The 20966-nt window shown below is 56.0% G+C and carries 22 protein-coding genes; 6 read left to right on the forward strand and 16 right to left on the reverse strand.

What is annotated here, in order from left to right; all coding sequences use genetic code 11:
• Positions 1 to 57 precede the first annotated feature (57 nt).
• Positions 58 to 525: an outer membrane lipoprotein SlyB gene (gene slyB / locus L370_RS05735; RefSeq protein WP_008500578.1), complete on the reverse strand. Its 468-nt coding sequence runs from the start codon at positions 523 to 525 to the stop codon at positions 58 to 60.
• 255 nt (positions 526 to 780) lie between these two features.
• On the opposite strand from slyB, the gene anmK reads away from it, so the two are divergent.
• From anmK to pdxY, 5 genes are all read left to right on the forward strand, one after another.
• Complete coding sequence (gene anmK / locus L370_RS05730) at positions 781 to 1905, forward strand: anhydro-N-acetylmuramic acid kinase (protein ID WP_023335446.1); 1125 nt, start codon at positions 781 to 783, stop codon at positions 1903 to 1905.
• Between the two features lie 93 nt (positions 1906 to 1998).
• Positions 1999 to 2322, forward strand: coding sequence for a C-type lysozyme inhibitor (gene mliC, locus L370_RS05725; protein ID WP_023335447.1), 324 nt, complete (start codon positions 1999 to 2001; stop codon positions 2320 to 2322).
• A 57-nt stretch (positions 2323 to 2379) separates the two neighbouring features.
• Positions 2380 to 3036, forward strand: a complete 657-nt coding sequence (gene pdxH / locus L370_RS05720; protein ID WP_032666714.1) for a pyridoxamine 5'-phosphate oxidase — start codon at positions 2380 to 2382, stop codon at positions 3034 to 3036.
• 125 nt (positions 3037 to 3161) lie between these two features.
• Complete coding sequence (gene tyrS / locus L370_RS05715) at positions 3162 to 4436, forward strand: tyrosine--tRNA ligase (protein WP_023335449.1); 1275 nt, start codon at positions 3162 to 3164, stop codon at positions 4434 to 4436.
• Positions 4437 to 4503: 67 nt separating this feature from the next.
• A complete protein-coding gene (gene pdxY, locus L370_RS05710; RefSeq protein ID WP_032639103.1) occupies positions 4504 to 5364 on the forward strand; it encodes a pyridoxal kinase PdxY in 861 nt (286 codons plus the stop codon).
• Positions 5365 to 5441: 77 nt separating this feature from the next.
• Here the strand turns inward: pdxY and gstA are convergent, their stop codons facing one another.
• The 12 genes from gstA to blr form a co-directional block, all read right to left on the reverse strand.
• A complete protein-coding gene (gene gstA / locus L370_RS05705; RefSeq protein WP_023335451.1) occupies positions 5442 to 6047 on the reverse strand; it encodes a glutathione transferase GstA in 606 nt (201 codons plus the stop codon).
• Positions 6048 to 6152: 105 nt separating this feature from the next.
• A complete protein-coding gene (dtpA, locus tag L370_RS05700; protein ID WP_023335452.1) occupies positions 6153 to 7661 on the reverse strand; it encodes a dipeptide/tripeptide permease DtpA in 1509 nt (502 codons plus the stop codon).
• A 591-nt stretch (positions 7662 to 8252) separates the two neighbouring features.
• Positions 8253 to 8888, reverse strand: a complete 636-nt coding sequence (gene nth, locus L370_RS05695; RefSeq protein ID WP_008500570.1) for an endonuclease III — start codon at positions 8886 to 8888, stop codon at positions 8253 to 8255.
• The gene (locus L370_RS05690) at positions 8885 to 9571 is read right to left on the reverse strand and encodes an electron transport complex subunit E (RefSeq protein WP_023335453.1); all 687 of its coding nucleotides are present in this window, start codon (positions 9569 to 9571) and stop codon (positions 8885 to 8887) included. The genes nth and L370_RS05690 overlap by 4 nt, the downstream gene beginning before the upstream one ends.
• Before the next feature lie 2 nt (positions 9572 to 9573).
• Positions 9574 to 10194, reverse strand: coding sequence for an electron transport complex subunit RsxG (gene rsxG / locus L370_RS05685; protein WP_023335454.1), 621 nt, complete (start codon positions 10192 to 10194; stop codon positions 9574 to 9576).
• A 10-nt stretch (positions 10195 to 10204) separates the two neighbouring features.
• Complete coding sequence (gene rsxD, locus L370_RS05680; protein WP_023335455.1) at positions 10205 to 11257, reverse strand: electron transport complex subunit RsxD; 1053 nt, start codon at positions 11255 to 11257, stop codon at positions 10205 to 10207.
• Positions 11258 to 13279, reverse strand: a complete 2022-nt coding sequence (gene rsxC, locus L370_RS05675) for an electron transport complex subunit RsxC (protein WP_023335456.1) — start codon at positions 13277 to 13279, stop codon at positions 11258 to 11260.
• A complete protein-coding gene (gene rsxB, locus L370_RS05670) occupies positions 13272 to 13850 on the reverse strand; it encodes an electron transport complex subunit RsxB (protein WP_023335457.1) in 579 nt (192 codons plus the stop codon). The genes rsxC and rsxB overlap by 8 nt, the downstream gene beginning before the upstream one ends.
• Positions 13850 to 14431 (reverse strand): electron transport complex subunit RsxA, encoded by a 582-nt coding sequence (gene rsxA / locus L370_RS05665; protein WP_014883581.1) that lies wholly within the window; start codon positions 14429 to 14431, stop codon positions 13850 to 13852. Before rsxA ends, rsxB begins: the two co-directional genes overlap by 1 nt.
• A gap of 76 nt (positions 14432 to 14507) precedes the next feature.
• Complete coding sequence (locus tag L370_RS05660) at positions 14508 to 14948, reverse strand: DUF2569 domain-containing protein (protein ID WP_023335458.1); 441 nt, start codon at positions 14946 to 14948, stop codon at positions 14508 to 14510.
• A gap of 86 nt (positions 14949 to 15034) precedes the next feature.
• Complete coding sequence (ydgT, locus tag L370_RS05655; RefSeq protein WP_013096896.1) at positions 15035 to 15250, reverse strand: transcription modulator YdgT; 216 nt, start codon at positions 15248 to 15250, stop codon at positions 15035 to 15037.
• A gap of 231 nt (positions 15251 to 15481) precedes the next feature.
• The gene (gene blr, locus L370_RS0122090) at positions 15482 to 15607 is read right to left on the reverse strand and encodes a division septum protein Blr (RefSeq protein WP_168112406.1); all 126 of its coding nucleotides are present in this window, start codon (positions 15605 to 15607) and stop codon (positions 15482 to 15484) included.
• Positions 15608 to 15850: 243 nt separating this feature from the next.
• Here blr and L370_RS05650 point away from each other — a divergent pair, with 243 nt between their 5' ends.
• Positions 15851 to 16891 (forward strand): oxidoreductase, encoded by a 1041-nt coding sequence (locus L370_RS05650; RefSeq protein WP_023335459.1) that lies wholly within the window; start codon positions 15851 to 15853, stop codon positions 16889 to 16891.
• A 52-nt stretch (positions 16892 to 16943) separates the two neighbouring features.
• Here the strand turns inward: L370_RS05650 and add are convergent, their stop codons facing one another.
• The 3 genes from add to malX form a co-directional block, all read right to left on the reverse strand.
• Positions 16944 to 17945 (reverse strand): adenosine deaminase, encoded by a 1002-nt coding sequence (add, locus tag L370_RS05645; RefSeq protein ID WP_023335460.1) that lies wholly within the window; start codon positions 17943 to 17945, stop codon positions 16944 to 16946.
• Positions 17946 to 18041: 96 nt separating this feature from the next.
• Positions 18042 to 19214 (reverse strand): MalY/PatB family protein, encoded by a 1173-nt coding sequence (locus L370_RS05640; RefSeq protein WP_023335461.1) that lies wholly within the window; start codon positions 19212 to 19214, stop codon positions 18042 to 18044.
• Positions 19215 to 19262: 48 nt separating this feature from the next.
• A complete protein-coding gene (gene malX, locus L370_RS05635) occupies positions 19263 to 20855 on the reverse strand; it encodes a maltose/glucose-specific PTS transporter subunit IIBC (protein WP_023335462.1) in 1593 nt (530 codons plus the stop codon).
• Between the last annotated feature and the right edge of the window lie 111 nt (positions 20856 to 20966).

Here is a 20966-nt window from a genome sequence, read left to right on the forward strand (position 1 = left end):
TGTGGGAGTGATATATATTGTAAATGGATGTGGCCTGAAGACCACATCCATTTTTAATTAACGTGGAGAAACAGTCACCTGGCTTCCATTGCTTGCCAGAACAACGCGCTGGCCTGCAGAGAAGCGGGTGCTGCCTTGTTTCTGTACAACCATAATAGTGCTGCCGTCGTCTTTACGGATTTCCAGCTCTACGCCCTGGGTTTTGTTCATCGCACCCTGAACGCCCTGGCCGGCTACGCCACCCGCAACGGCGCCTGCGGCTGTTGCCAGCGAGCGTCCTGTACCGCCACCGACGGTATTACCCAGGAAGCCACCCAGTACGGCACCGCCGATTGCGCCCATCACGTTGTTTTCATCACCACCCTGGATCTGTACAGGGCGTGCGTTAACAACGGTACCGTAAGTCACGTTCTGAACCTGTTTCGCTTCAGAAGCGCTGTAAACGTCGCCAGAAAGTGAACTGTCATTCACACAGCCAGCCAGAGTTAAACCAATCAGCGAAACGCCCAGTACACGTAAAATCATTTGAATCTCCTGTTCACCAAAAACGCCCGATTGGGGGCATCCGTTATGGCTAAATTATATGGCATAAGGAGCCATAGTTCATATCTTTGCACTAACAATAAGAAAATTGTACTTGAATTTGACTTAACGAGAGATAAACAGGGGCCACCTGTGTTACCCGTCTGACATTGTTAAAAAATATTATTGCCGGATGGCAAAGCTGCGCCGTTTATGGTTGAGTGGATATCCTTAGCCCACGCAACGTAAGGAAAGCGCATGAAATCGGGTCGCTACATTGGTGTGATGTCAGGCACCAGTCTGGATGGGGTAGATGTCGTTCTGGCCGCCATTGACGAAAATATGGTGGCACAGCAGGCGAGCCTGACCTGGCCAATCCCCATTTCACTGAAAGAAGATATTCTCAGTATCTGTCAGGGACAACAGCTGACCCTCTCCCAACTTGGACAACTTGATGTTCGCCTGGGGGCGCTGTTTGCGGATGCGGTACAGGCTTTGATGCAAAAAGAACATCTTCGCCCGCAGGACGTGGTGGCCATCGGCTGTCACGGACAAACGGTCTGGCATGAGCCCGTCGGCGACGCCCCGCATACACTGCAAATCGGCGATAACAACCAGATTGTGGCGAAGACGGGCGTGACGGTGGTTGGTGATTTCCGTCGTCGCGATATCGCCCTTGGCGGGCAGGGCGCGCCGCTGGTACCCGCGTTCCACCAGGCGTTACTGGCGCACCCAACAGAGCGGCGGATGGTGCTCAACATCGGTGGGATTGCCAACCTGTCGATGCTCATCCCGGGACAGCCTGTCCGCGGCTATGATACCGGCCCGGGTAATATGTTAATGGATGCCTGGATCTGGCGTCAGTGCGGCCAACCGTATGATAAAAACGCGGAGTGGGCGAGCGAGGGGAAAGTGATTATTCCGCTGTTGCAGTCAATGCTAAGCGATCCTTATTTTGCCCTGCCGGCCCCTAAGAGCACCGGGCGTGAATACTTCAACTTAGGCTGGCTTGAGCGTCAGCTGGTGCCATTCCCGGCGCTCGCGCCGCAGGATATCCAGGCGACGCTTGCTGAGCTTACGGCCGTGTCGATCTCCGAACAGGTTCTGCTCAGCGGCGGATGTGAGCGCCTGCTGGTGTGCGGCGGGGGAAGCCGCAACCCGCTGGTGATGGCGCGTCTTGCGGGGCTACTGCCGGGTACCGAAGTGACCACGACCGATGAGGCTGGCATCAGCGGCGATGATATGGAGGCGCTGGCCTTCGCCTGGCTCGCCTGGCGCACTATTGCCGGACTGCCGGGCAACCTGCCGTCGGTAACCGGTGCACGTGAGGCGAGCGTCCTCGGGGCAATTTTCCCGGCAAATCCGCGTCATAATCAGAGTTAACTGAAATCCAGCGCGGCGTGTCGTCGTTAGAATGGAACGAAACAGGAGGGCAGCCATGCCCTCCAGGACCAGGAAAGTCTTCGGAATACGCCCATGAAAAAACTTCTTCTTATTGCCGCGCCTTTATTGCTGTCAGGATGCAGCGTCTATAACCAGCTCCTTGAGCGCATGCAGACCGATACGCTGGAGTATCGCTGCGACGAAAAACCGCTGACCGTGAAGCTGAATAACCCACGCCAGGAAGCCAGCTTTGTTTACGACAATAAATTGCTGACGCTGAAGCAGGGCATGTCGGCCTCCGGCGCGCGTTATACCGACGGTATCTACGTCTTCTGGTCGAAAGGCGACAGCGCCACGGTCTACAAACGCGACCGCATCGTGCTGAACAATTGCCAGCTTGAAAATCCGAAGCGTTGAGATTTTTACAGGGGCGGCGCACAATAGCGCCACCCACTCTCAATGTCAGCTAACGCCATGTCAGATAACGACGAACTGCAGCAAATTGCGCATCTGCGCCGTGAATACACTAAAGGCGGCCTGCGTCGCCAGGATCTTCCCGCTGAACCCCTCGTGCTTTTCGAACGCTGGCTGAAACAGGCCTGCGAAGCGAAACTCGCCGACCCAACGGCCATGGTTGTCGCGACGGTGGATGAAAACGGTCAACCGTATCAGCGCATCGTATTGCTCAAGCATTATGACGAGAAAGGGCTGGTGTTCTATACCAACCTCGGCAGCCGCAAGGCACACCATTTAGAACACAATCCGCGTATCAGCCTGCTTTTCCCCTGGCATATGCTGGAACGTCAGGTGATGGTCACCGGCAAGGCGGAACGTCTCTCGACGCTGGAAGTGGTGAAGTATTTCCACAGCCGTCCGCGTGACAGCCAGATTGGCGCCTGGGTATCAAAACAGTCCAGCCGAATTTCTGCCCGCGGCGTGCTGGAAAGTAAATTCCTGGAGCTGAAACAGAAGTTCCAGCAGGGTGAAATTCCACTGCCAAGTTTCTGGGGCGGGTTCCGCATCCCGATTGAACAGATGGAGTTCTGGCAGGGGGGCGAACATCGCCTGCACGACCGCTTTTTATACCAGCGCGACAATGACGGCTGGAAAATCGACAGACTGGCACCGTAATCCCCGAAATTTGTTGATTTAAGCGCTAGCGCACGCCGCGCTTGCGCTTTATTCTATGGTCCTTTCGCATCAGGCGAAAAGTCGTGTACCGGCAAAGGTGCAGTCGTTTATACATGGAGAATTTGATGGCAAGCAGTAACTTGATTAAACAATTGCAAGAGCGGGGCCTCGTGGCCCAGGTGACGGACGAGGAAGCGTTAGCAGAGCGACTGGCGCAAGGCCCGATCGCGCTCTATTGCGGCTTCGACCCCACCGCTGACAGCTTGCATTTGGGGCATCTTGTTCCATTGTTATGCCTGAAACGCTTCCAGATGGCGGGCCATAAGCCTGTTGCCCTGGTGGGCGGCGCGACTGGTCTGATTGGTGACCCAAGCTTTAAAGCCGCTGAGCGTAAACTGAATACCGAAGATACCGTGCAGGAGTGGGTGGATAAGATCCGCAAACAGGTTGCACCGTTCCTCGACTTCAACTGTGGTGATAACGCCGCCATTGCCGCGAACAACTACGACTGGTTTGGCAGCATGAACGTGCTGACCTTCCTGCGCGACATCGGCAAGCACTTCTCCGTTAACCAGATGATTAACAAAGAAGCCGTGAAGCAGCGTCTGAACCGTGACGATCAGGGTATCTCCTTCACCGAGTTCTCCTACAACCTGCTGCAGGGGTATGACTTTGCCTGCCTGAACAAACTGCACGGTGTTTCTCTGCAGATTGGCGGTTCCGATCAGTGGGGTAACATCACCTCCGGTATCGACCTGACCCGTCGTCTGCACCAGAATCAGGTCTTCGGTCTGACCGTTCCGCTGATTACCAAAGCCGACGGCACCAAATTTGGTAAAACCGAAGGCGGCGCGGTATGGCTCGATCCGAAGAAAACCAGCCCGTACAAATTCTACCAGTTCTGGATCAACACGGCGGATGCCGATGTTTACCGCTTCCTGAAGTTCTTCACCTTTATGGACATTGAAGAAATCAATGCGCTGGAAGAAGAAGACAAGAACAGCGGTAAAGCGCCGCGCGCTCAGTACGTGCTGGCGGATGAAGTGACCAAACTGGTTCACGGTGAAGAAGGTCTGGCTGCCGCAAAACGCATTACCGCAAGCCTGTTCAACGGTACCCTGAGCGATCTGAGCGAAGCGGACTTCGAACAGCTGGCGCAGGACGGCGTGCCGATGGTTGAGATGGAAAAAGGGGCTGACCTGATGCAGGCGCTGGTGGACTCTGAGCTCCAGCCTTCCCGCGGTCAGGCGCGTAAAACCATCGCGTCAAACGCTATTACCATCAACGGTGAGAAACAGGCCGACCCGGAATACACCTTTGTTGACGGCGATCGTCTGTATGGTCGCTACACGCTGCTGCGTCGCGGCAAGAAGAACTACTGCCTTGTCTGCTGGAAGTAATTAACAGTCTCGAGGGGGCGTGGGAAACCACGCCCCTTTTGTTTTTTCAGGGTTTGGTAAGAAAAAAATGAAGAACATCCTCGCCATTCAGTCCCACGTTGTTTTTGGACACGCTGGCAATAGCGCCGCGGAATTCCCGATGCGTCGCCTCGGCGTCAACGTCTGGCCCCTTAATACCGTGCAGTTCTCTAACCACACGCAATACGGCAAATGGACCGGCTGCGTGATGCCACCATCGCACCTCACCGAGGTTGTGCAGGGGATTGCCGATATCGATCAGCTTAAACGCTGTGACGCGGTGCTGAGCGGCTACCTCGGCTCAGCGGAGCAGGGGGAGCATATCCTCGGTATCGTACGCCAGGTGAAGGCCGCAAACCCGTCGGCAAAATACTTCTGCGACCCCGTCATGGGCCATCCGGAGAAAGGCTGTATCGTGGCGCCAGGCGTTGCAGAGTTTCACGTCCGCCACGCGCTGCCCGCCAGCGATATCATTGCGCCAAACCTGGTCGAACTGGAAATTCTCTGCGAGCGTTCGGTTAACAACGTAGAAGAGGCGGTAAGCGCGTCTCGTGAACTGATCGCTCTGGGGCCTGAAGTTGTGTTGGTAAAACACCTTGCGCGCGCAGGGCTGAGCCAGGACCGTTTTGAGATGCTTCTGGTAACGAAAGATGACGCCTGGCATATCAGCCGTCCGCTGGTGGATTTCGGCCTGCGCCAGCCGGTTGGGGTCGGGGATGTCACCAGCGGTCTGCTGTTGGTGAAATTACTGCAAGGGGCGACGATACGTGACGCGCTGGAGCACGTTACCGCGGCGGTGTACGAAATCATGATTGCGACGAAAGAGATGCAGGAATATGAACTGCAGGTGGTTGCGGCACAGGATCGTATCGCGAAGCCGGAGCACTATTTCAGCGCAACCCGGCTTTAAACGATGCCGGGTGGCGCTGCGCTTACCCGGCCTACAAAACCCGTAGGCCCGTGCAAGCGAAGCGCCGCCGGGCGATATTAGCTAAGACCTTCCGCTTTCAGCGCCGCAGCCACTGCAGGACGCTCTGCCATGCGTTTCATATACGATGCGATATGGTCTAATCCTTCCAGGTTAAGCTTAACCGCGCGCGCCCAGCGCAGCACGGTAAACAGATACGCATCGGCAATCGTAAAGCGCGAACCCGCAATCCACTGATCGTCTTTCAGCGATGCGTTAACGTACTGCAGCTTTTTCTCAAGAAGCGCACGCAGGGTCGGTTTGAACTCCTCTGGTGTATCCGGGCGGAACAACGGCGTAAATCCTTTGTGCAGTTCGGTCGCAATGTAGTTCAGCCATTCCAGCGTTTTATAGCGAGAAACGGTACTGACCGGCGCCAGCAGATGGCGATCGGGCACGCTATCGGCCAGGAACTGCATAATCGCGACGCCTTCAGTCAGCAGAGTACCATCATCCAGTAAGAGCGCCGGAACTTGTCCCTTGGGGTTAATGGCAAGAAAATCATCGCCATTTTCCAGACGCTTTTTCATCAGATCAACGCCATCCAGCGTGAAATCTTTGCCGCTCTCGCGCAGGGTGATATGGGAAGCAAGAGAGCACGCGCCCGGTTTGTAGAACAGTTTCATCGGTAACTCCTTTTTGCTGAGGTTTCAGCTATGTTAGTGCGCCAACGGACAAAAAAAAAGCCGCTAATGCATTAGCGGCTTCTGGTCAGTCGTTTCTCAATAATCTTACGCGGTAGCGGTGTTGGTCGCTTTAGCGGTCTTGTCGTCGTCCTGAGTCATACGATTCAGCTTCGGTGCGGTCAGCAGCATCAGAACCGCAATAACCGCAGTCGCGATACCAATCTGCATGAACACGGTGCCGTACACGTTCAGGGAGACCAGTGGGTCAGTGACGTTTTCAGGAACAGCCATCAGGTTCGCAATTTTACCCGCAATGATTGCCGCACCGGCAGTGGTCAGGAACCAGCTACCCATAATGAAGCCCATCAGACGCTGCGGCACCAGCTGTGCAACCATCGCCAGACCCAGGCCGGAGATCATCAGTTCACCGATAGACTGCAGCGCGTAGCTCAGGATCAGCCAGTTAACGGACACGATACCTGCGTCGGTAGCAAATTTGGTACCCAGCGGCAGCACCAGGAACGCGCCGGAGCACAGCACCATACCGATGGCGAACTTGTGCGGCATTGGCAGACGGTCGCCCATCTTGTTATAGATAGCGGCCAGAATCGGGCTACCGATCATGATCCAGAACGGGTTCAGCGCCTGATACTGTTCCGGCTCGAACGCGATGCCCAGAATTGAGTGCTCAACGTTACGAATGGCGAAGAAGTTCAGTGAGGTTGGCATCTGGCTGTACAGCACGAAGAAGATGATCGCTTCCAGCATCAGAATGAACGCCACAATCATCTTACGACGGGCAGCGCCCTGCATGGCGAAGGCTTCTTTCGCAAAGATGACCACGATACCCAGCGCAACCACGCCCAGAACCGCACGTGCGATACCCTGGTTGTGCAGCAGCCAGGTGGCGATTGCCGCGAGGACAACAACGCCCGCGATGGTCGCCAGCAGTTTGCCCATATGAACAGGCTCGAAGTCAGGTTTTGAACCGTAGTCTTTAACCCAGCTGCGGCAGAACAGGAAGTTCACCACGGTGATCAGCATACCCACGAAGCTCAGCGCAAACGCCACGCTCCAGCCGAATTTCGCCGCGAGCCATGGGGTTGCCAGCATTGAGAAGAACGAACCGATGTTGATGGACATGTAGTACATGGTAAATGCACCGTCCAGACGCGGATCGTCTTTGTTGTAACAGGTAGAGAGCAGGGAGGACGGGTTCGCTTTGAACAGGCCGTTACCGACGGCAATCGTCGCCATACCCATATACACGACAGCGGCATCATGCCCTGACCATGCAACCAGACCATAGCCAATCGCCAGGACAATGGCGCCCAGCATGATGACACGTTTCGTTCCGAGAACTTTATCGCCCAGCCAGCCGCCAATAGCGACCAGACCGTACACCAGAGCACTGAAGGAAGAGAACAGCGTGATGGAATCGGCTTCGGACATACCCAGCTGTTTTACCAGGTAAACTGCCATGATCCCTTGCAGGCCGTAATAACCAAAACGCTCCCATAACTCGATAGAGAAGATGAGATAGAACGCTTTAGGTTGTTTAAAAGCGTTAAGACTCACGCTTTCATCTGTTGGTTTATTGTTTGCAGTAGACACATATACCTCTTTTTTTACATCCCATATTAACGGGGGTGTTCATAGCGTGATGGCCGTGGTCCATACGCCTTATAGTTATATTGGGAGGAGAAACGGCGGGTAATGTTCACTATCCTGCCCCATCTGGCAATACGTTTGTAATAATCTGTTACATATATCTGGGGTGGTATAATCGTCGGTTCATATAAATGTTATTCAGCGTTAAATTTCATACCTTGAGTATAGGTAGTTTTTTCGACTGGCAATAACCCTCTCCGATCGGCTTTTGGCGATATGTTCTGCTATTTACCGCTTCATGCAGTGATATGGCCTATATTCTGAAAAATAGCTGGTCTTATCGTCGGTAAAGAAAGAGAAGTATCTTGTCGGACAAAGGGTTTAGGTCGATTTTGACAACAAAAATTCAACATGAAGTTATCGAGGTGATCGCGATCACAGATATATAGAAATTTTTGGCTATGAAAAAAGTATTAACCTCTTTGAGCGTTAAACAACCGAACAAGTGACGGGTCAGGGGAAGCGAAAGGCGGACAAATAACGGCCAAAAGAAGAACGTTCAATAGCCCTTCTTTTAGCGAGGAATTACGATGATTAGGGATACACTTTTTCTTTGTATTCGCAGAGATCTTCAATAATGCAGGAGCCGCAGCGAGGCTTACGGGCAATACAGGTATAACGGCCGTGCAGAATCAGCCAGTGATGGCAATCAACCTTAAATTCTGCCGGAACCACCTTCAGCAGCTTCTCTTCGACCTGCTCGACATTTTTCCCCGGCGCGAAGTTAGTCCGGTTAGACACGCGAAATATATGTGTATCCACGGCGATCGTGGGCCAGCCAAACGCGGTGTTGAGCACCACGTTCGCGGTCTTACGCCCCACGCCCGGTAAGGCTTCCAGCGCAGCGCGGTCCTCCGGCACTTCACCTCCGTGCTGTTCCAGCAGGATCCGGCAGGTCTTAATGACGTTCTCCGCTTTACTGTTAAACAGGCCGATGGTTTTGATATAGGACTTCACGCCTTCCACGCCCAGCTCCAGCATGGCTTTCGGCGTATTGGCGACCGGATAGAGCAGGGCAGTGGCTTTATTGACGCTAACATCGGTCGCCTGTGCAGAGAGCAACACGGCGATCAGCAGCTCAAACGGGGAGGTAAAATTCAGCTCCGTCGTCGGGTGCGGGTTCTCGTCCCGCAGACGGGTCAGGATCGCAATGCGCTTTTCTTTATTCATGAAGCCTTCTCGGGTGTCCCTTCCAGAACGCTACGCTCAGCCGCGCGGCGCTTACGTTTCTCATCAATCAGGTATTTTACCGCCAGCATCATGCCAAGGCCAATAAACGCGCCGGGCGGCAGCATTGCCAGCAGGAATGGCGTATCGGTGTGGAACACTTCAACGCGCAGCGCTTTGGCCCAGCCGCCGAGCAGCGCATCTGCGCCGTCAAATAGCGTACCGTTACCGAGGATTTCGCGCAGCGAGCCCAGCACGAACATAGCGCACGTGGCACCCATGCCGATGGAAAAACCATCCAGCGCCGACATGGCGGGGCTGTTTTTCACCGCAAAGGCTTCCGCACGCCCGACGACGATACAGTTGGTGACGATAAGGGGAATAAAAATCCCGAGCGACTGGTACAGGCCAAACGCGTAGGCGTTAATCAGCATCTGGACGATACTGACCACCGACGCAATGATCATGACGTAAATCGGAATACGAATTTCCGACGGCGTCCAGCGGCGCAGGGCGGAGATGGAGAGGTTGGTCAGGGTCAGCACCAGCGTGGTCGCCAGACCCAGACCGAGCGCGTTGGTGGCGGTGGACGTTACCGCCAGCAGGGGGCACATCCCCAGAAGCTGTACCAGCGCGGAGTTGTTCTTCCACAACCCCTGGACAATAACCTCTTTAACCTGGCTCATGATTACTCTCCACAGGCCGGAAGATTGTTGATTTGCGCGGGCAGCGTTTCAGCATACAGCCCGGCTCGTTTTACGGCGTTCACCACCGCGCGCGGCGTGATGGTCGCGCCGGTGAACTGATCGAACTCGCCGCCATCTTTCTTCACTGCAAACGCGGTGTCATCTTCGCCATGAATAACTTTACCGGCGAAGTGCAAAATCCAGTCGCTCAGGCGGGTTTCAATTTTATCGCCCAGGCCCGGCGTTTCATGATGCTGCGTCACGCGAGTGCCCAGTATCGTGCCGGAGAAATCGCTGCCGACAAGCAGCTGAATGGCGCCGGAATAGCCGTCGGGCGCCGTCGCTTCCATCACTGCACCTACCGGTTTATCTCCTTTACGGGCGATAAAGACGCGGTGCGGCCCTTTCCCAAGCTGCGGCGCGTCTACCACAAAGCAGCTTTTCTGCAGGTCATTATCGTAGAAATCTGATGGGATCACCTGATCGAAGAGCGCCTTTTGCTGCTTTGAAGCCTGCTCTTCAATGGTCGTTTTGGTTAACGTGTTAACCAGAGCCGTTAGTCCGGTCAGGACCGCGGCGAAGACAGCCAGCGTGGCGCCGTGTTTTTGCATCGTTTTTAACATGGCGAAACCCTTAGCGATGGCCGTACACGCGCGGACGCGTGTAATAGTCGATGAGCGGAACGGTAATGTTGGCAAGCAGGACGGCAAATGCCACGCCGTCCGGGTAACCGCCAAAGCTGCGGATCAGCCATACCAGCAGACCCGCCAGCGCGCCGAAGATCAGGCGGCCGCGGTTAGTCGTTGACGCCGTAACCGGATCCGTCAGGATAAAGAAGGCACCTAGCATGGTCGCACCGGAGAGCAAATGCATCTGCGGGCTGGCCAGTGATTCAGGAGAGAAGAGCCAGCCCAGCGTCGCGCAAACCGCCAGCGTCACGAGGAAGCTGACCGGAATATGCCAGCGAATGGCTTTCTGCTGCAGCAGGAACAGGCCGCCCAGCAGATACGCCAGGTTGACCCACTGCCAGCCTGCACCCGCCAGCACGCCTCTGTAGATCGCGGATTTCATGATCTGCTCAACGCTGTGCCCGGCATGCAGGGACGTTTTAAAGGTATCGAGAGGCGTCGCCTGGCTAATACCGTCCACGCCCATGCGCAGTGTGTTCATGTCAGCGCCGAGCGCCGTATGGCCGGTAAAGATAACGTGCAGGGCATCCATAAAGCCCGGAACCGTGGCGGCAATCTCGTGCGGCGGCAGCCAGCTGGTCATCTGCACCGGGAAGGAGATCAGCAGCACCACGTAACCAATCATCGCCGGGTTAAACGGGTTATGACCAAGCCCGCCATACAGCTGTTTAGCAATAATTACGGCAAACACGGTACCAAGGACCACCATCCACCATGGGGCGAACGGCGGAATACTGATGGCCAGCAGCAGGCCGGTTAGCAGCGCGGAGTTATCAGCCAGGATGCGGGAAACCGCCATCTTACGTAGCTTCAGGACGAGGGCTTCAGCCGCTAAAGCACTGACACAGCCCAGGATTATCTGGAACAGGGTTCCCCAGCCGAAAAACCAGCACTGAACGGCAATGCCCGGCAGCGCCGCCAGGCAAACCAGCATCATGATGCGCGACGTCTGGCGCTGATTGTGGGTGTAAGGGGAGCTTGCGATTCTGAAAACCATTTAATCCTCGTTAACTGCTTTCTGTGCGGCTTTCTTTGCCTGAACGCGCGCAATGGCGGCGGCAACGGCGGCCTTGCGCGGGTCATCGTTGGCGGCCTGCGGCTGCTCTTCCTGCTGCGCTGCCTTACGGGCTTTGGCGCGGGCAATTGCCGCTTCGACGGCGGCTTTGCGCGGGTCGACCGGTGCTTCAGGTTCTACCGCGGGAGCCTGCTGCGCTGCTTTGCGCGCTTTGGCACGGGCAATAGCCGCTTCAACGGCCGCTTTGCGTGGGTCGACCGCATCCTGCTCGACGACTACCTGCTGCTCACCGGCTTTGCGGGCTTTGGCCCGGGCTATTGCCGCTTCAACGGCGGCTTTACGCGGATCGATCTCAGCATCTGCCTGGACCGTTTGCGCTTTTTCAGCCTGACGGGCGCGCGCTGCGGCCTTACGTGCTTCACGCGCGGCAATCGCTTCGCTGTTATCAGGTTTCTCACCCGCTGGGATCACTACAGGCTGTGCCGCGGTCGCTTTTTTCTCACGAACGCGCGCCAGCGCGGCGTTAATGGCATCCTGATCTTTTTCGGCAGGCTGAACGGCGGCCTGCTTATGGCGTTCCTGACGGGCGAGTTTTTCGCGTTCCAGTCGCGCCTGGCGTGCTTCAAAGCGCGCTTTGGCTTCCGCAGCGCGTTTTTCTTCCATGGAGATGGCATAAATCTCGGCCTTCTCCTGGCGGAAATACTGCACCAGCGGGATGTTGCTCGGGCAGACCCAGGCGCAGGCGCCGCATTCAATGCAGTCGGCAAGATTGTGTGCTTTCGCTTTATCGTGCAGCTGGCCTTTGCTGTACCAGTACAGCTGCTGCGGGAGCAGGTCCGCCGGGCAGGCATCGGCGCAGGCGCTGCAGCGGATGCAGCCTTTCTCTTCCTGCTCTTCGCCCATCTCGGTCGGAGAAGGCGCGAGCAGACAGTTGGTGATTTTCACTACCGGAACGTCCAGCCACGGCAGGGTAAAGCCCATCAGCGGGCCGCCCATGATCACCATCTGGTCGCTAGCCGGGCAGAACTCAGCCTGTTCCAGCAGATGACGCACCGGCGTACCGAGGCGCGCCCAGACGTTGCCCGGACGAGAAATCGACTCCCCGGTCAGCGTCACCACGCGCTCGGTTAACGGTTCGCCGTCAATCACCGCGCGCTTCACGGCATAAGCGGTACCGACGTTTTGCATCAGCACGCCGATATCCGAAGAGCGTCCGCCGTGGGGGACCTGCTTGCCGGTGAGAATTTGCGTCAGCTGTTTTGCGCCGCCAGAAGGGTACTTGGTCGGGATAACGCGCAGGCTGATGTCGTGACTGCCCGCCAGCACGGCGCGCAGCATGGAAATAGCCTGCGGTTTATTGTCTTCGATACCGATCAGCACTTCCCGCGGCTGCAGGATGTGCGCAAGGATGCGGATGCCTTCCACTACCTGGGCGGCGCAGTCCTGCATCAGACGATCGTCGGCGGTGATATACGGCTCGCATTCGGCGGCATTGATAATCAACGTCTGAATCTTATCGCCACCGCCGTGCAGCTTGACGCCGGTCGGGAAGCCCGCGCCGCCCAGCCCGGCGACGCCGAACTGATGTATGCGTTCGATAAGCGCGTCGCGGCTCTGGCTACGGTAGTCGCTCCAGCCGTCACGTTCAATCCAGCGGTCTTCACCGTCGGCTTCAATCATCACGCTCAGTTCCGACAGCGCGGATGGATGCGCCACCGTATGCGGGGCAATGGCGACCACCTTACCGGAGGTTGGCGCGTGCACCGGCAGCATACGTCCGCGCCCGAAGGTCAGCGGCTGCCCGCGAAGCACCGTATCGCCTTCTTTCACGCACAGCTCACCCTCAGCGCCAATATGCTGCTTGAGCGGCATAACGTAACGCGTCGCCAGCGGAATTTGACGCAGCGGCGTGCCGTTGGACTGGGTTTTCATCTCTGGTGGATGGATACCGCCGTCAAAGTCCCAAATCTTCTCTTTTCTGAAAGCAGAAAATAACTTAAGCATGTTGTTCCACAGGAATGATGCGAACCGGAATGGTTTGAAGATCCCACTTCCAGCTTTCGGTAGTCGTTTCAACCGGGCGCAGCTCAATACATTGCGTCGGGCAGGGGGCCACGCAGAGGTTGCAGCCGGTGCACAGATCCGCCACGACGGTGTGCATGGCGCGGGTGGCACCAACAATGGCGTCAACCGGGCAGGCCTGAATACATTTGGTGCAGCCGATGCAGTTGGCTTCGTCGATCACGGCCAGCGCTCGGACCGGCTCCTGCACGTCCGCATCGCCGTCAACGGGCTGAGGATCAACGTTAAGCAGGGCCGCGATTTTCAGCATCACTGCTTCGCCGCCGGGGGCGCAGCGGTTAATTTTTTCACCCTGAATGCCTACCGCTTCGGCATAGGGACGGCAGCCGGGGTAGCCGCACTGCCCGCACTGGCTTTGCGGCAAAAGCTCATCAATTTTCTCAACAACAGGATCGTCCTCTACCGCGAAACGGCGGGAGGCGTAACCCAGGATAAGGCCAAACACCAACCCCAGAACGCTGATAGAGGCGATGGCAATCCAGATAGCATTCATTACAACTTCACCAGACCACTAAAGCCCATAAAGGCCAGAGACATTAAACCTGCGGTCACCAGCGCAATCGCGTTACCGCGGAAGGGCGCAGGGATATCCGCTGCCGCCAGACGCTCGCGAATCGACGCGAAGAGGACCATTACAAATGAGAAACCGACGGCGGCGGAAAAACCGTATAGCGCCGACTGCATAAAGTTATGGCCAAGGTTGATGTTCAGCAGCGCAACGCCGAGAACGGCGCAGTTGGTGGTGATCAGCGGCAGGAAGATACCCAGCAGGCGATAGAGGGCCGGGCTGGTTTTACGCACCACCATTTCGGTAAATTGCACAACAACCGCAATGACCAGAATAAAAGCCAGCGTACGGAGATAGATTAAGCCCAGCGGGATAAGGATCCAGGTATCAATCAACCACGCGCAGATGGACGCCATCGTCATGACGAAGGTCGTCGCCAGCCCCATGCCCATCGCCGTTTCCAGCTTTTTGGACACGCCCATAAACGGGCACAGGCCAAGAAACTTCACCAGAACGAAGTTGTTAACCAGCACGGTGCCGACAAAGAGCAGTAAGTAATCGGTCATTATTTAGCCTGAAATAAAAAAGCCGCCTATTATCGGACAAACCCACGCAGGCGACAACAGGTTATCTGTAGGGTTATTACGGGTTCACGAAGGTGTTTTTCACCCGCGTCGAACGCTTGAAATAGGGGACCAGCAGCGCGGCGGCCAGTAACGGGAAAAGCAGCTGACGCACGGCCAGAGCGTCTGAAACGGGCGAAAAAGCAAAGGCTTTCACAGCCAGCAGGACCGAAATCAGCAGCCAGATAATGTAGTGCTTCGGCACACTCTTGCGGCGCTTAAAGAAGGCAATGGTCAGCCACAGCGTGTAGTACCACATTCCAATCGCGAAAACGAACGACACAAACCACATCGCAATATTCAGCACGCTTTGCGACATCAGGGTCTGGATGGCGTGTGGGGTAACCAGTGCGGTGGTATACAGCAGCAGCGCAAGTGATGCGCTTAATAAGGCAACCAGCAGCCATGCCAGTGGGGCGATTAACCAGCCTCCAATGCGTTCTCCAGGCGTTGCGGTCATGAACTCTCCCATAATCTGCGCGAAATGTTGTACAGCCAGTTTGCAGGGCGGAGAGTATATAACATTTCGCGCGGATGGCTACTTTCTTATAAAACGTAACGCCATACAGACTTAGGCACTTCCCCGACGTTGAACAAACGACCGCCGGAAACCAGCTCCGCACGGCGATGGTCAGCGGCGCGATACATATTAATGATGTCCTGATTATCCGACAGGGTGTAGTTCAAATGATCAAACAGTTTTTCCAGGCTCTCAAGCGAATTGATCTTGCGAAATTTTAATAAATAGTCCTGAACTGTCATATTAATAAGTTTCCATATAAAAGTGAGTAATACCAGTTAAGGTAATTCGTTCGAATAATAAACGGATTAATAAAGACGTAAACAGCCCACTCAGGTAACGCGACGAAATTAGGAGTTTTCTTTGCTGAAATTCAGGCATCAGACGATGCCTGGAAGAGAAGGTTAACCGTGTTCACCAGGGCTGGCAATACGTAACTGACATATTATGTCACTCTTTATTGCAGTAACCGGTTACTTAGGTTGGGCGACTGTGACAGGCTCCGGCGGCTGGTAGTTATCGATATGGCTGGCGACGCCCAGCAAAATGACCGAAACCCCAAGGACAATCCATCCCGCTAATTCAATGATTCGATTAATAATTGACGTCATGATTCGTAATTGTACTTTATCCATAAATACAGGTCGCAGATGTTACAGCGACGATTCCCCAACGGCAAGCGCTTTGGGAACGGTTCCCTTAAACAAAATCAGTAGGTTAATACTATGTAACAAAAACAACCCGTATAACCTGCTATTTTAAGTCATATGGCACATTATTAATCTGTGCTCTTGCCAGGCTAGCCAGTGTGAAATAAGAACGTCATAAAAGAGGACGGCACTATGAGTGATAATATCCGCGTTGGGCTTATCGGCTACGGGTATGCAAGCAAAACGTTTCATGCACCTCTGATAGCCGGGACGCCGGGGATGGCGCTGGCTGCGGTATCCAGCAGCGATGCCGCTAAAGTCCATGCCGACTGGCCCTCCGTGCCGGTTGTCTCTGAACCTAAACACCTTTTCAACGATCCGAATATTGATTTAATCGTTATACCCACACCGAACGACACCCACTTTCCGCTGGCAAAGGCCGCGCTGGAAGCCGGTAAGCACGTGGTTGTCGATAAGCCCTTTACCGTCACGCTGTCTCAGGCTCGCGAACTGGATGCGCTGGCAAAGAGTCTGGGCAGGCTGCTGTCGGTTTTCCATAACCGCCGCTGGGACAGCGACTTTCTGACGGTAAAAAGGCTTCTCAGTGAAGGAACGCTAGGGGAGATCCTCTTTTTTGAATCTCACTTTGACCGCTTCCGTCCGCAGGTGCGAAACCGCTGGCGCGAGCAGGCCGGTCCGGGCAGCGGTATCTGGTACGATTTAGCCCCGCATCTGCTGGATCAGGCCGTCAATCTTTTTGGTCTGCCGGTGAGCATGACGGTCGATCTGGCCCAGCTCAGACCCGGGGCGCAGACAACCGATTACTTCCACGCGGTGCTCAGCTACCCGCAGCGGCGGATTGTGCTGCACGGCACGATGGTCGCGGCCGCGGAATCGGCCCGCTATATTATTCACGGTACGCGTGGGAGCTACGTAAAGTTTGGTCTCGATCCTCAGGAGGACCGACTGAAAAGCGGTGAACGTCTGCCACAGGAAGACTGGGGCTATGATATGCGCGACGGGGTGGTCACGCGGGTGGAAGGTGAGGAGCTGGTAGAGGAGACCTTGCTGACGATCCCGGGCAACTATCCGGCCTATTATGCGGGCATCCGCGATGCGCTGAACGGCACGGGAGAGAATCCGGTTCCGGCCAGCCAGGCGATTCAGATAATGGAGCTGATCGAGCTGGGTATCGAATCTGCCAAACATCGCGCCACGCTCTGTCTGGCATAATTTTTTAATATTTTGTAGGCCGGGTAAGCGTCAGCGCCACCCGGCAAGGGTGTTAACCGCGAGCCACTTTATCTTTCAACGCCTGCTTCTCTTCAGGCGTCAGGAAGGCGATCTCCAGCCCGTTGATCTGCGCCTGACGGATCTGCTCGCGGCTCAGACCCGCCTGCGGTGCGGCGATGTTGTACTCGTGGATGATATCCACGCCCTGAACAGCCGGGTCGTCGGTGTTCAGCGAGGCCAGCACGCCGTGCTCGAGGAAGGTTTTCAGCGGATGATGCGCCAGCGTTGCCACGGTGCTGGTTTGAATGTTAGACGTCAGGCACGACTCAATCCCGATACGCTGCTCTGCCAGGAAATCCATCAGGGCGCGATCTTCGACCGCCTTCACGCCGTGACCGATACGTTCGGCGCCCAGCTCGCGGATGGCCTGCCAGATGCTTTCCGGGCCAGCCGCTTCACCCGCATGCACGGTAATGTGCCAGCCGGCATCGCGCGCGCGGTTGAAGTGGGAGAGGAACAGACTGCCCGGGAAGCCCAGCTCGTCACCGGCAAGGTCGACGGCGGTGATGGCATCGCGATGGGCCAGCAGCGCTTCCAGCTCCTGCAGGCAGGCGGCTTCGCCGAACGTGCGGCTCATAATGCCAATCAGACGGGCCTGAACGTCGAAGGTTTTACACCCTTCGCGGACGCCTTCAATGACAGCTTCCACCACGCCTGCAACGGGCAGGCTGTGGGTCATCGCCATGTAGCCCGGCGAGAAGCGCAGCTCGACGTAGTGCAGGCCGTTACGGGCCGCATCTTCAATGTTCTCAAACGCCACGCGGCGGCAGGCATCCAGCGAGGCCAGCATCTTCACGCCCCAGTCGAGTTTGCTCAGGAAGCTGACCAGGTCCGGTTCACTGGAGGTCACCTGTACGTGCGGGATCAGCGACTCAAGCGTCTGCGCGGGGAGCGTTAAATTGAACTGGCGGCCAAGATCGAGGATGGTTTGGGCACGAATGTTACCGTCAAGGTGACGATGAATATCAGTTAAAGGCAGGCGTGTATCAATCATGGTCGCACTCTTTTCTGGTTAAAGTGCGCCATATTATAAAAACAAAACGGGGTAAAAAGCTATTTGCGCAAGGGAATATTCCGTTGCGCAAATTGATTACAGGAGTGCGTTAATCCCGGCAATGAGGCGCTGAACGCCTTGTTCGAGCTTGCTGCGCGGGCAGCCCGCATTCAGGCGAACAAAGCCATTTCCCTCTTTGCCGTAGGTATATCCCGGCATGATGGCGACCTTTTGCTGCTCGATCAGCTCTTTTTGCAGCGCCCGATCGTCAATATTCAGCGGGCGCAGGTCAATCCAGGCCAGATAGGTCGCTTCCGGCGGCTGCCAGTTCAGTTTCGGAAAAGCGCTGTTTACTTCCTGCGCGATATACAACAAATTCTCTTCCAGATAACCCCGCAGGGCATCCAGCCACGGCGCTCCCTTCTGGTAGGCGGCGATATGCGCCGTCAGCGCCAGCACGGAAGGGGAAGAGAGACCGTCCCGACCTTTTAGCGCGCTGAGGTAGCCGTTCCGGCTCTCCTCATCACCAATCAGGCCGTAAGCGCCCGTCAGCGCCGGAATATTAAAGCTTTTCGAGCCGGAGGTGAGAAGCGCCCATTTGCCGCGTGCCACCGCGTTCCACGGCGTGTGACGATGCTCTCCCCACACCATGTCCATATGGATTTCATCGCTGATAACCGCCACGTCATAACGCGCGCACAGCTCCGCCATGTGCGTCAGTTCATTCCGCGTCCAGACCTTGCCGGTTGGGTTTTGCGGGCTGCACAGCAGTAAAATCTTGTTTTCAGGTTTCGCCAGGGCCGCTTCCAGCGCAGCCATATTTCCCTGCCATCCTGCAGCATGCTTTTCCATCTCTACGGGCACCACATGACGCGCATTGCCTTCAATGGCTTTGTAAAACGCATCGTATGCCGGGGTGTGTACCACCACGCCGTCGCCGGGGTTTGACCAGAGACGAATCAGCTCTGACACCATGTAAATAACGGAAGGGCCATAAACGACCGATTCGGTCTCAATCTGGCTGTTAAAGCGCTGCTGGAACCAGTGCGCGACGGCGGCGAGAAACTCATCGTTCTTCCAGCGGCTGTAGCCCAACACGCCGTGATTAATGCGCTGATGCAGCGCGTCGGTAATGCAGGGCGCAGTGGCGAAATCCATATCCGAGATGGTGAAGGGCAGCAGGTCCGCCGCGCCAAAGCGGTCGGCGACGAAGTCCCACTGCGTACACCAGGTGCCGTGTCGATCCACGACGGTAGAGAAATCAAACATGACGTTAATCCTTAAAGTAAAACCCCCTCCTGAGAGGGGGTTGAGGCATCAGGCTTCTACTGTTCGCATCAGAGTGGCCAGCTCATCCTTCACCGACTGCACCTGCGGGCCGATAACCACCTGCAAATTGTGCTGATTTAACTGTACCACGCCAATGGCCCGGTTGGCTTTCAGGGCGTTGGTATCCACTTTTGACATATCCGCCACCGACAGACGCAGGCGGGTAATGCAGTTATCCAGCGAGGTGATGTTATCCGCACCGCCCAGCGCCGCCAGAATGGCCGGGGTGTTATAGCCGGATTTGCCCACGGTCCCGGCAACCGCCTGTTCAACGCTGCTCGCCGTTTCTACATCGCGGCCAGGCGTTTTCAGGTTAAAGCGGGTGATGGCGAAGCGGAAGATGCCGTAATACACCGCAAACCAGATAGCCGCCACGACCGGCACCAGATACCACTTGGTAGACAGGCCGTGCAGGATGCCGAACACCACGAAGTCAATCACGTTGCCGTCGGTGTTGCCGATGGTCACGCCCAGCACCGCCATCACGGTAAAGCCCAGACCGGTCAGCACCGCGTGGATGAGATACAGTACCGGCGCAACGAACAGGAACAGGAATTCGATCGGCTCGGTGGTACCGCCCACGACGCAGGCAATCACGCCGGAAATCAGCAGGCCTTTAATTTTATGACGGTTTTCCGGGCGCGCGCAGTGGTACATCGCCAGCGCGGCACCCGGCAGGCCGCCGAGGAAGGCAGGCATTTTACCCTGAGACAGGAAGCGGGTGGCGCTTTCCGAGAAGCCGTGGGTGGTCGGGCAGCTCAGCTGCGCCTGGAAGATGGTCAGCGCACCGCTCACGTCGTGACCGCACACCTCCATCGTCCCGCCCGCTTCGGTGAAGCGAATCAGGGCCACCAGGATATGCTGCAGGCCAAACGGCAGGAGCAGACGCTCGCCGGTGCCGAAGATCATCGGCCCAAAATCTCCCGCGCCGTTGATGATGCGGCCGATACCGTTGATGCCCATCGCAAAGACCGGCCAGATCAGCGGAATGATTAAGCCGAACAGACCCATGACCACCAGGGTGATAATCGGCACGAAGCGGGTACCGCCGAAGAACGCCAGGGCATCCGGCAGGCGGATATTGTGGAAGCGCTCGTGCAGCATCCAGATAATCACACCCGCGATCACTGCACCGAGGATCCCGGTATCAATAGACTGGATACCAATCACGCTCTGAATGTTGTTGGCTTTCAGCACGGCAGCGTCTGTGGTCGGCAGAATGCCTTTCGCAGTCAGCCAGAAGTTAACCGCGAGGTTCATCACCGCATAACCCACAAACCCGGCAAACGCCGCGACGCCTTTGTTCTCGCGGGCCAGGCCCAGCGGAATAGCGATACAGAACATGACGGGCAGGAAGCTAAACGCAAAGGAGCCGACTTTACTCATCCAGATAAAGATCGCCTGCAGCACGGGGGTACCGAGGAACGGGATCAGCGTGATGACGTCTTTACTGCTTAGCGAGCTGCCGATCCCGAGCATGATCCCGCAGAACGAGAGGAGTGCCACGGGCAGCATAAAGGTTTTACCCAGTTGCTGGAAAAATTCCCACAGCGATATTTTTTGTGCTGCTTTCGCCGTCATAAAACGACTCCTTTATTGTTAAAATCAGTTTGCCTGCTTCAATGCTGCGAGAAGATAAAACGTTTTATCAAAGTTTAGTGAGCGCTAAATCACATTCTCAGGCTTTGACTG

It is taken from the genome of Enterobacter sp. MGH 24 (genome assembly GCF_000493015.1).
Lineage (GTDB): Bacteria > Pseudomonadota > Gammaproteobacteria > Enterobacterales > Enterobacteriaceae > Enterobacter.

Excerpts from the sequence above, each read along its gene's own strand:
- rsxB (WP_023335457.1), bottom strand. The coding sequence starts at position 13,850 with ATGAATGCTATCTGGATTGCCATCGCCTCTATCAGCGTTCTGGGGTTG.
- gstA (WP_023335451.1), bottom strand. The coding sequence starts at position 6,047 with ATGAAACTGTTCTACAAACCGGGCGCGTGCTCTCTTGCTTCCCATATC.
- nth (WP_008500570.1), bottom strand. The coding sequence starts at position 8,888 with ATGAATAAAGAAAAGCGCATTGCGATCCTGACCCGTCTGCGGGACGAG.
- mliC (WP_023335447.1), top strand. The coding sequence starts at position 1,999 with ATGAAAAAACTTCTTCTTATTGCCGCGCCTTTATTGCTGTCAGGATGC.
- L370_RS05650 (WP_023335459.1), top strand. The coding sequence starts at position 15,851 with ATGAGTGATAATATCCGCGTTGGGCTTATCGGCTACGGGTATGCAAGC.
- L370_RS05690 (WP_023335453.1), bottom strand. The coding sequence starts at position 9,571 with ATGAGCCAGGTTAAAGAGGTTATTGTCCAGGGGTTGTGGAAGAACAAC.
- ydgT (WP_013096896.1), bottom strand. The coding sequence starts at position 15,250 with ATGACAGTTCAGGACTATTTATTAAAATTTCGCAAGATCAATTCGCTT.
- anmK (WP_023335446.1), top strand. The coding sequence starts at position 781 with ATGAAATCGGGTCGCTACATTGGTGTGATGTCAGGCACCAGTCTGGAT.
- L370_RS05660 (WP_023335458.1), bottom strand. The coding sequence starts at position 14,948 with ATGACCGCAACGCCTGGAGAACGCATTGGAGGCTGGTTAATCGCCCCA.
- pdxH (WP_032666714.1), top strand. The coding sequence starts at position 2,380 with ATGTCAGATAACGACGAACTGCAGCAAATTGCGCATCTGCGCCGTGAA.
- rsxG (WP_023335454.1), bottom strand. The coding sequence starts at position 10,194 with ATGTTAAAAACGATGCAAAAACACGGCGCCACGCTGGCTGTCTTCGCC.
- tyrS (WP_023335449.1), top strand. The coding sequence starts at position 3,162 with ATGGCAAGCAGTAACTTGATTAAACAATTGCAAGAGCGGGGCCTCGTG.
- L370_RS05640 (WP_023335461.1), bottom strand. The coding sequence starts at position 19,214 with ATGTTTGATTTCTCTACCGTCGTGGATCGACACGGCACCTGGTGTACG.
- rsxD (WP_023335455.1), bottom strand. The coding sequence starts at position 11,257 with ATGGTTTTCAGAATCGCAAGCTCCCCTTACACCCACAATCAGCGCCAG.
- rsxC (WP_023335456.1), bottom strand. The coding sequence starts at position 13,279 with ATGCTTAAGTTATTTTCTGCTTTCAGAAAAGAGAAGATTTGGGACTTT.
- add (WP_023335460.1), bottom strand. The coding sequence starts at position 17,945 with ATGATTGATACACGCCTGCCTTTAACTGATATTCATCGTCACCTTGAC.
- pdxY (WP_032639103.1), top strand. The coding sequence starts at position 4,504 with ATGAAGAACATCCTCGCCATTCAGTCCCACGTTGTTTTTGGACACGCT.
- rsxA (WP_014883581.1), bottom strand. The coding sequence starts at position 14,431 with ATGACCGATTACTTACTGCTCTTTGTCGGCACCGTGCTGGTTAACAAC.
- malX (WP_023335462.1), bottom strand. The coding sequence starts at position 20,855 with ATGACGGCGAAAGCAGCACAAAAAATATCGCTGTGGGAATTTTTCCAG.
- slyB (WP_008500578.1), bottom strand. The coding sequence starts at position 525 with ATGATTTTACGTGTACTGGGCGTTTCGCTGATTGGTTTAACTCTGGCT.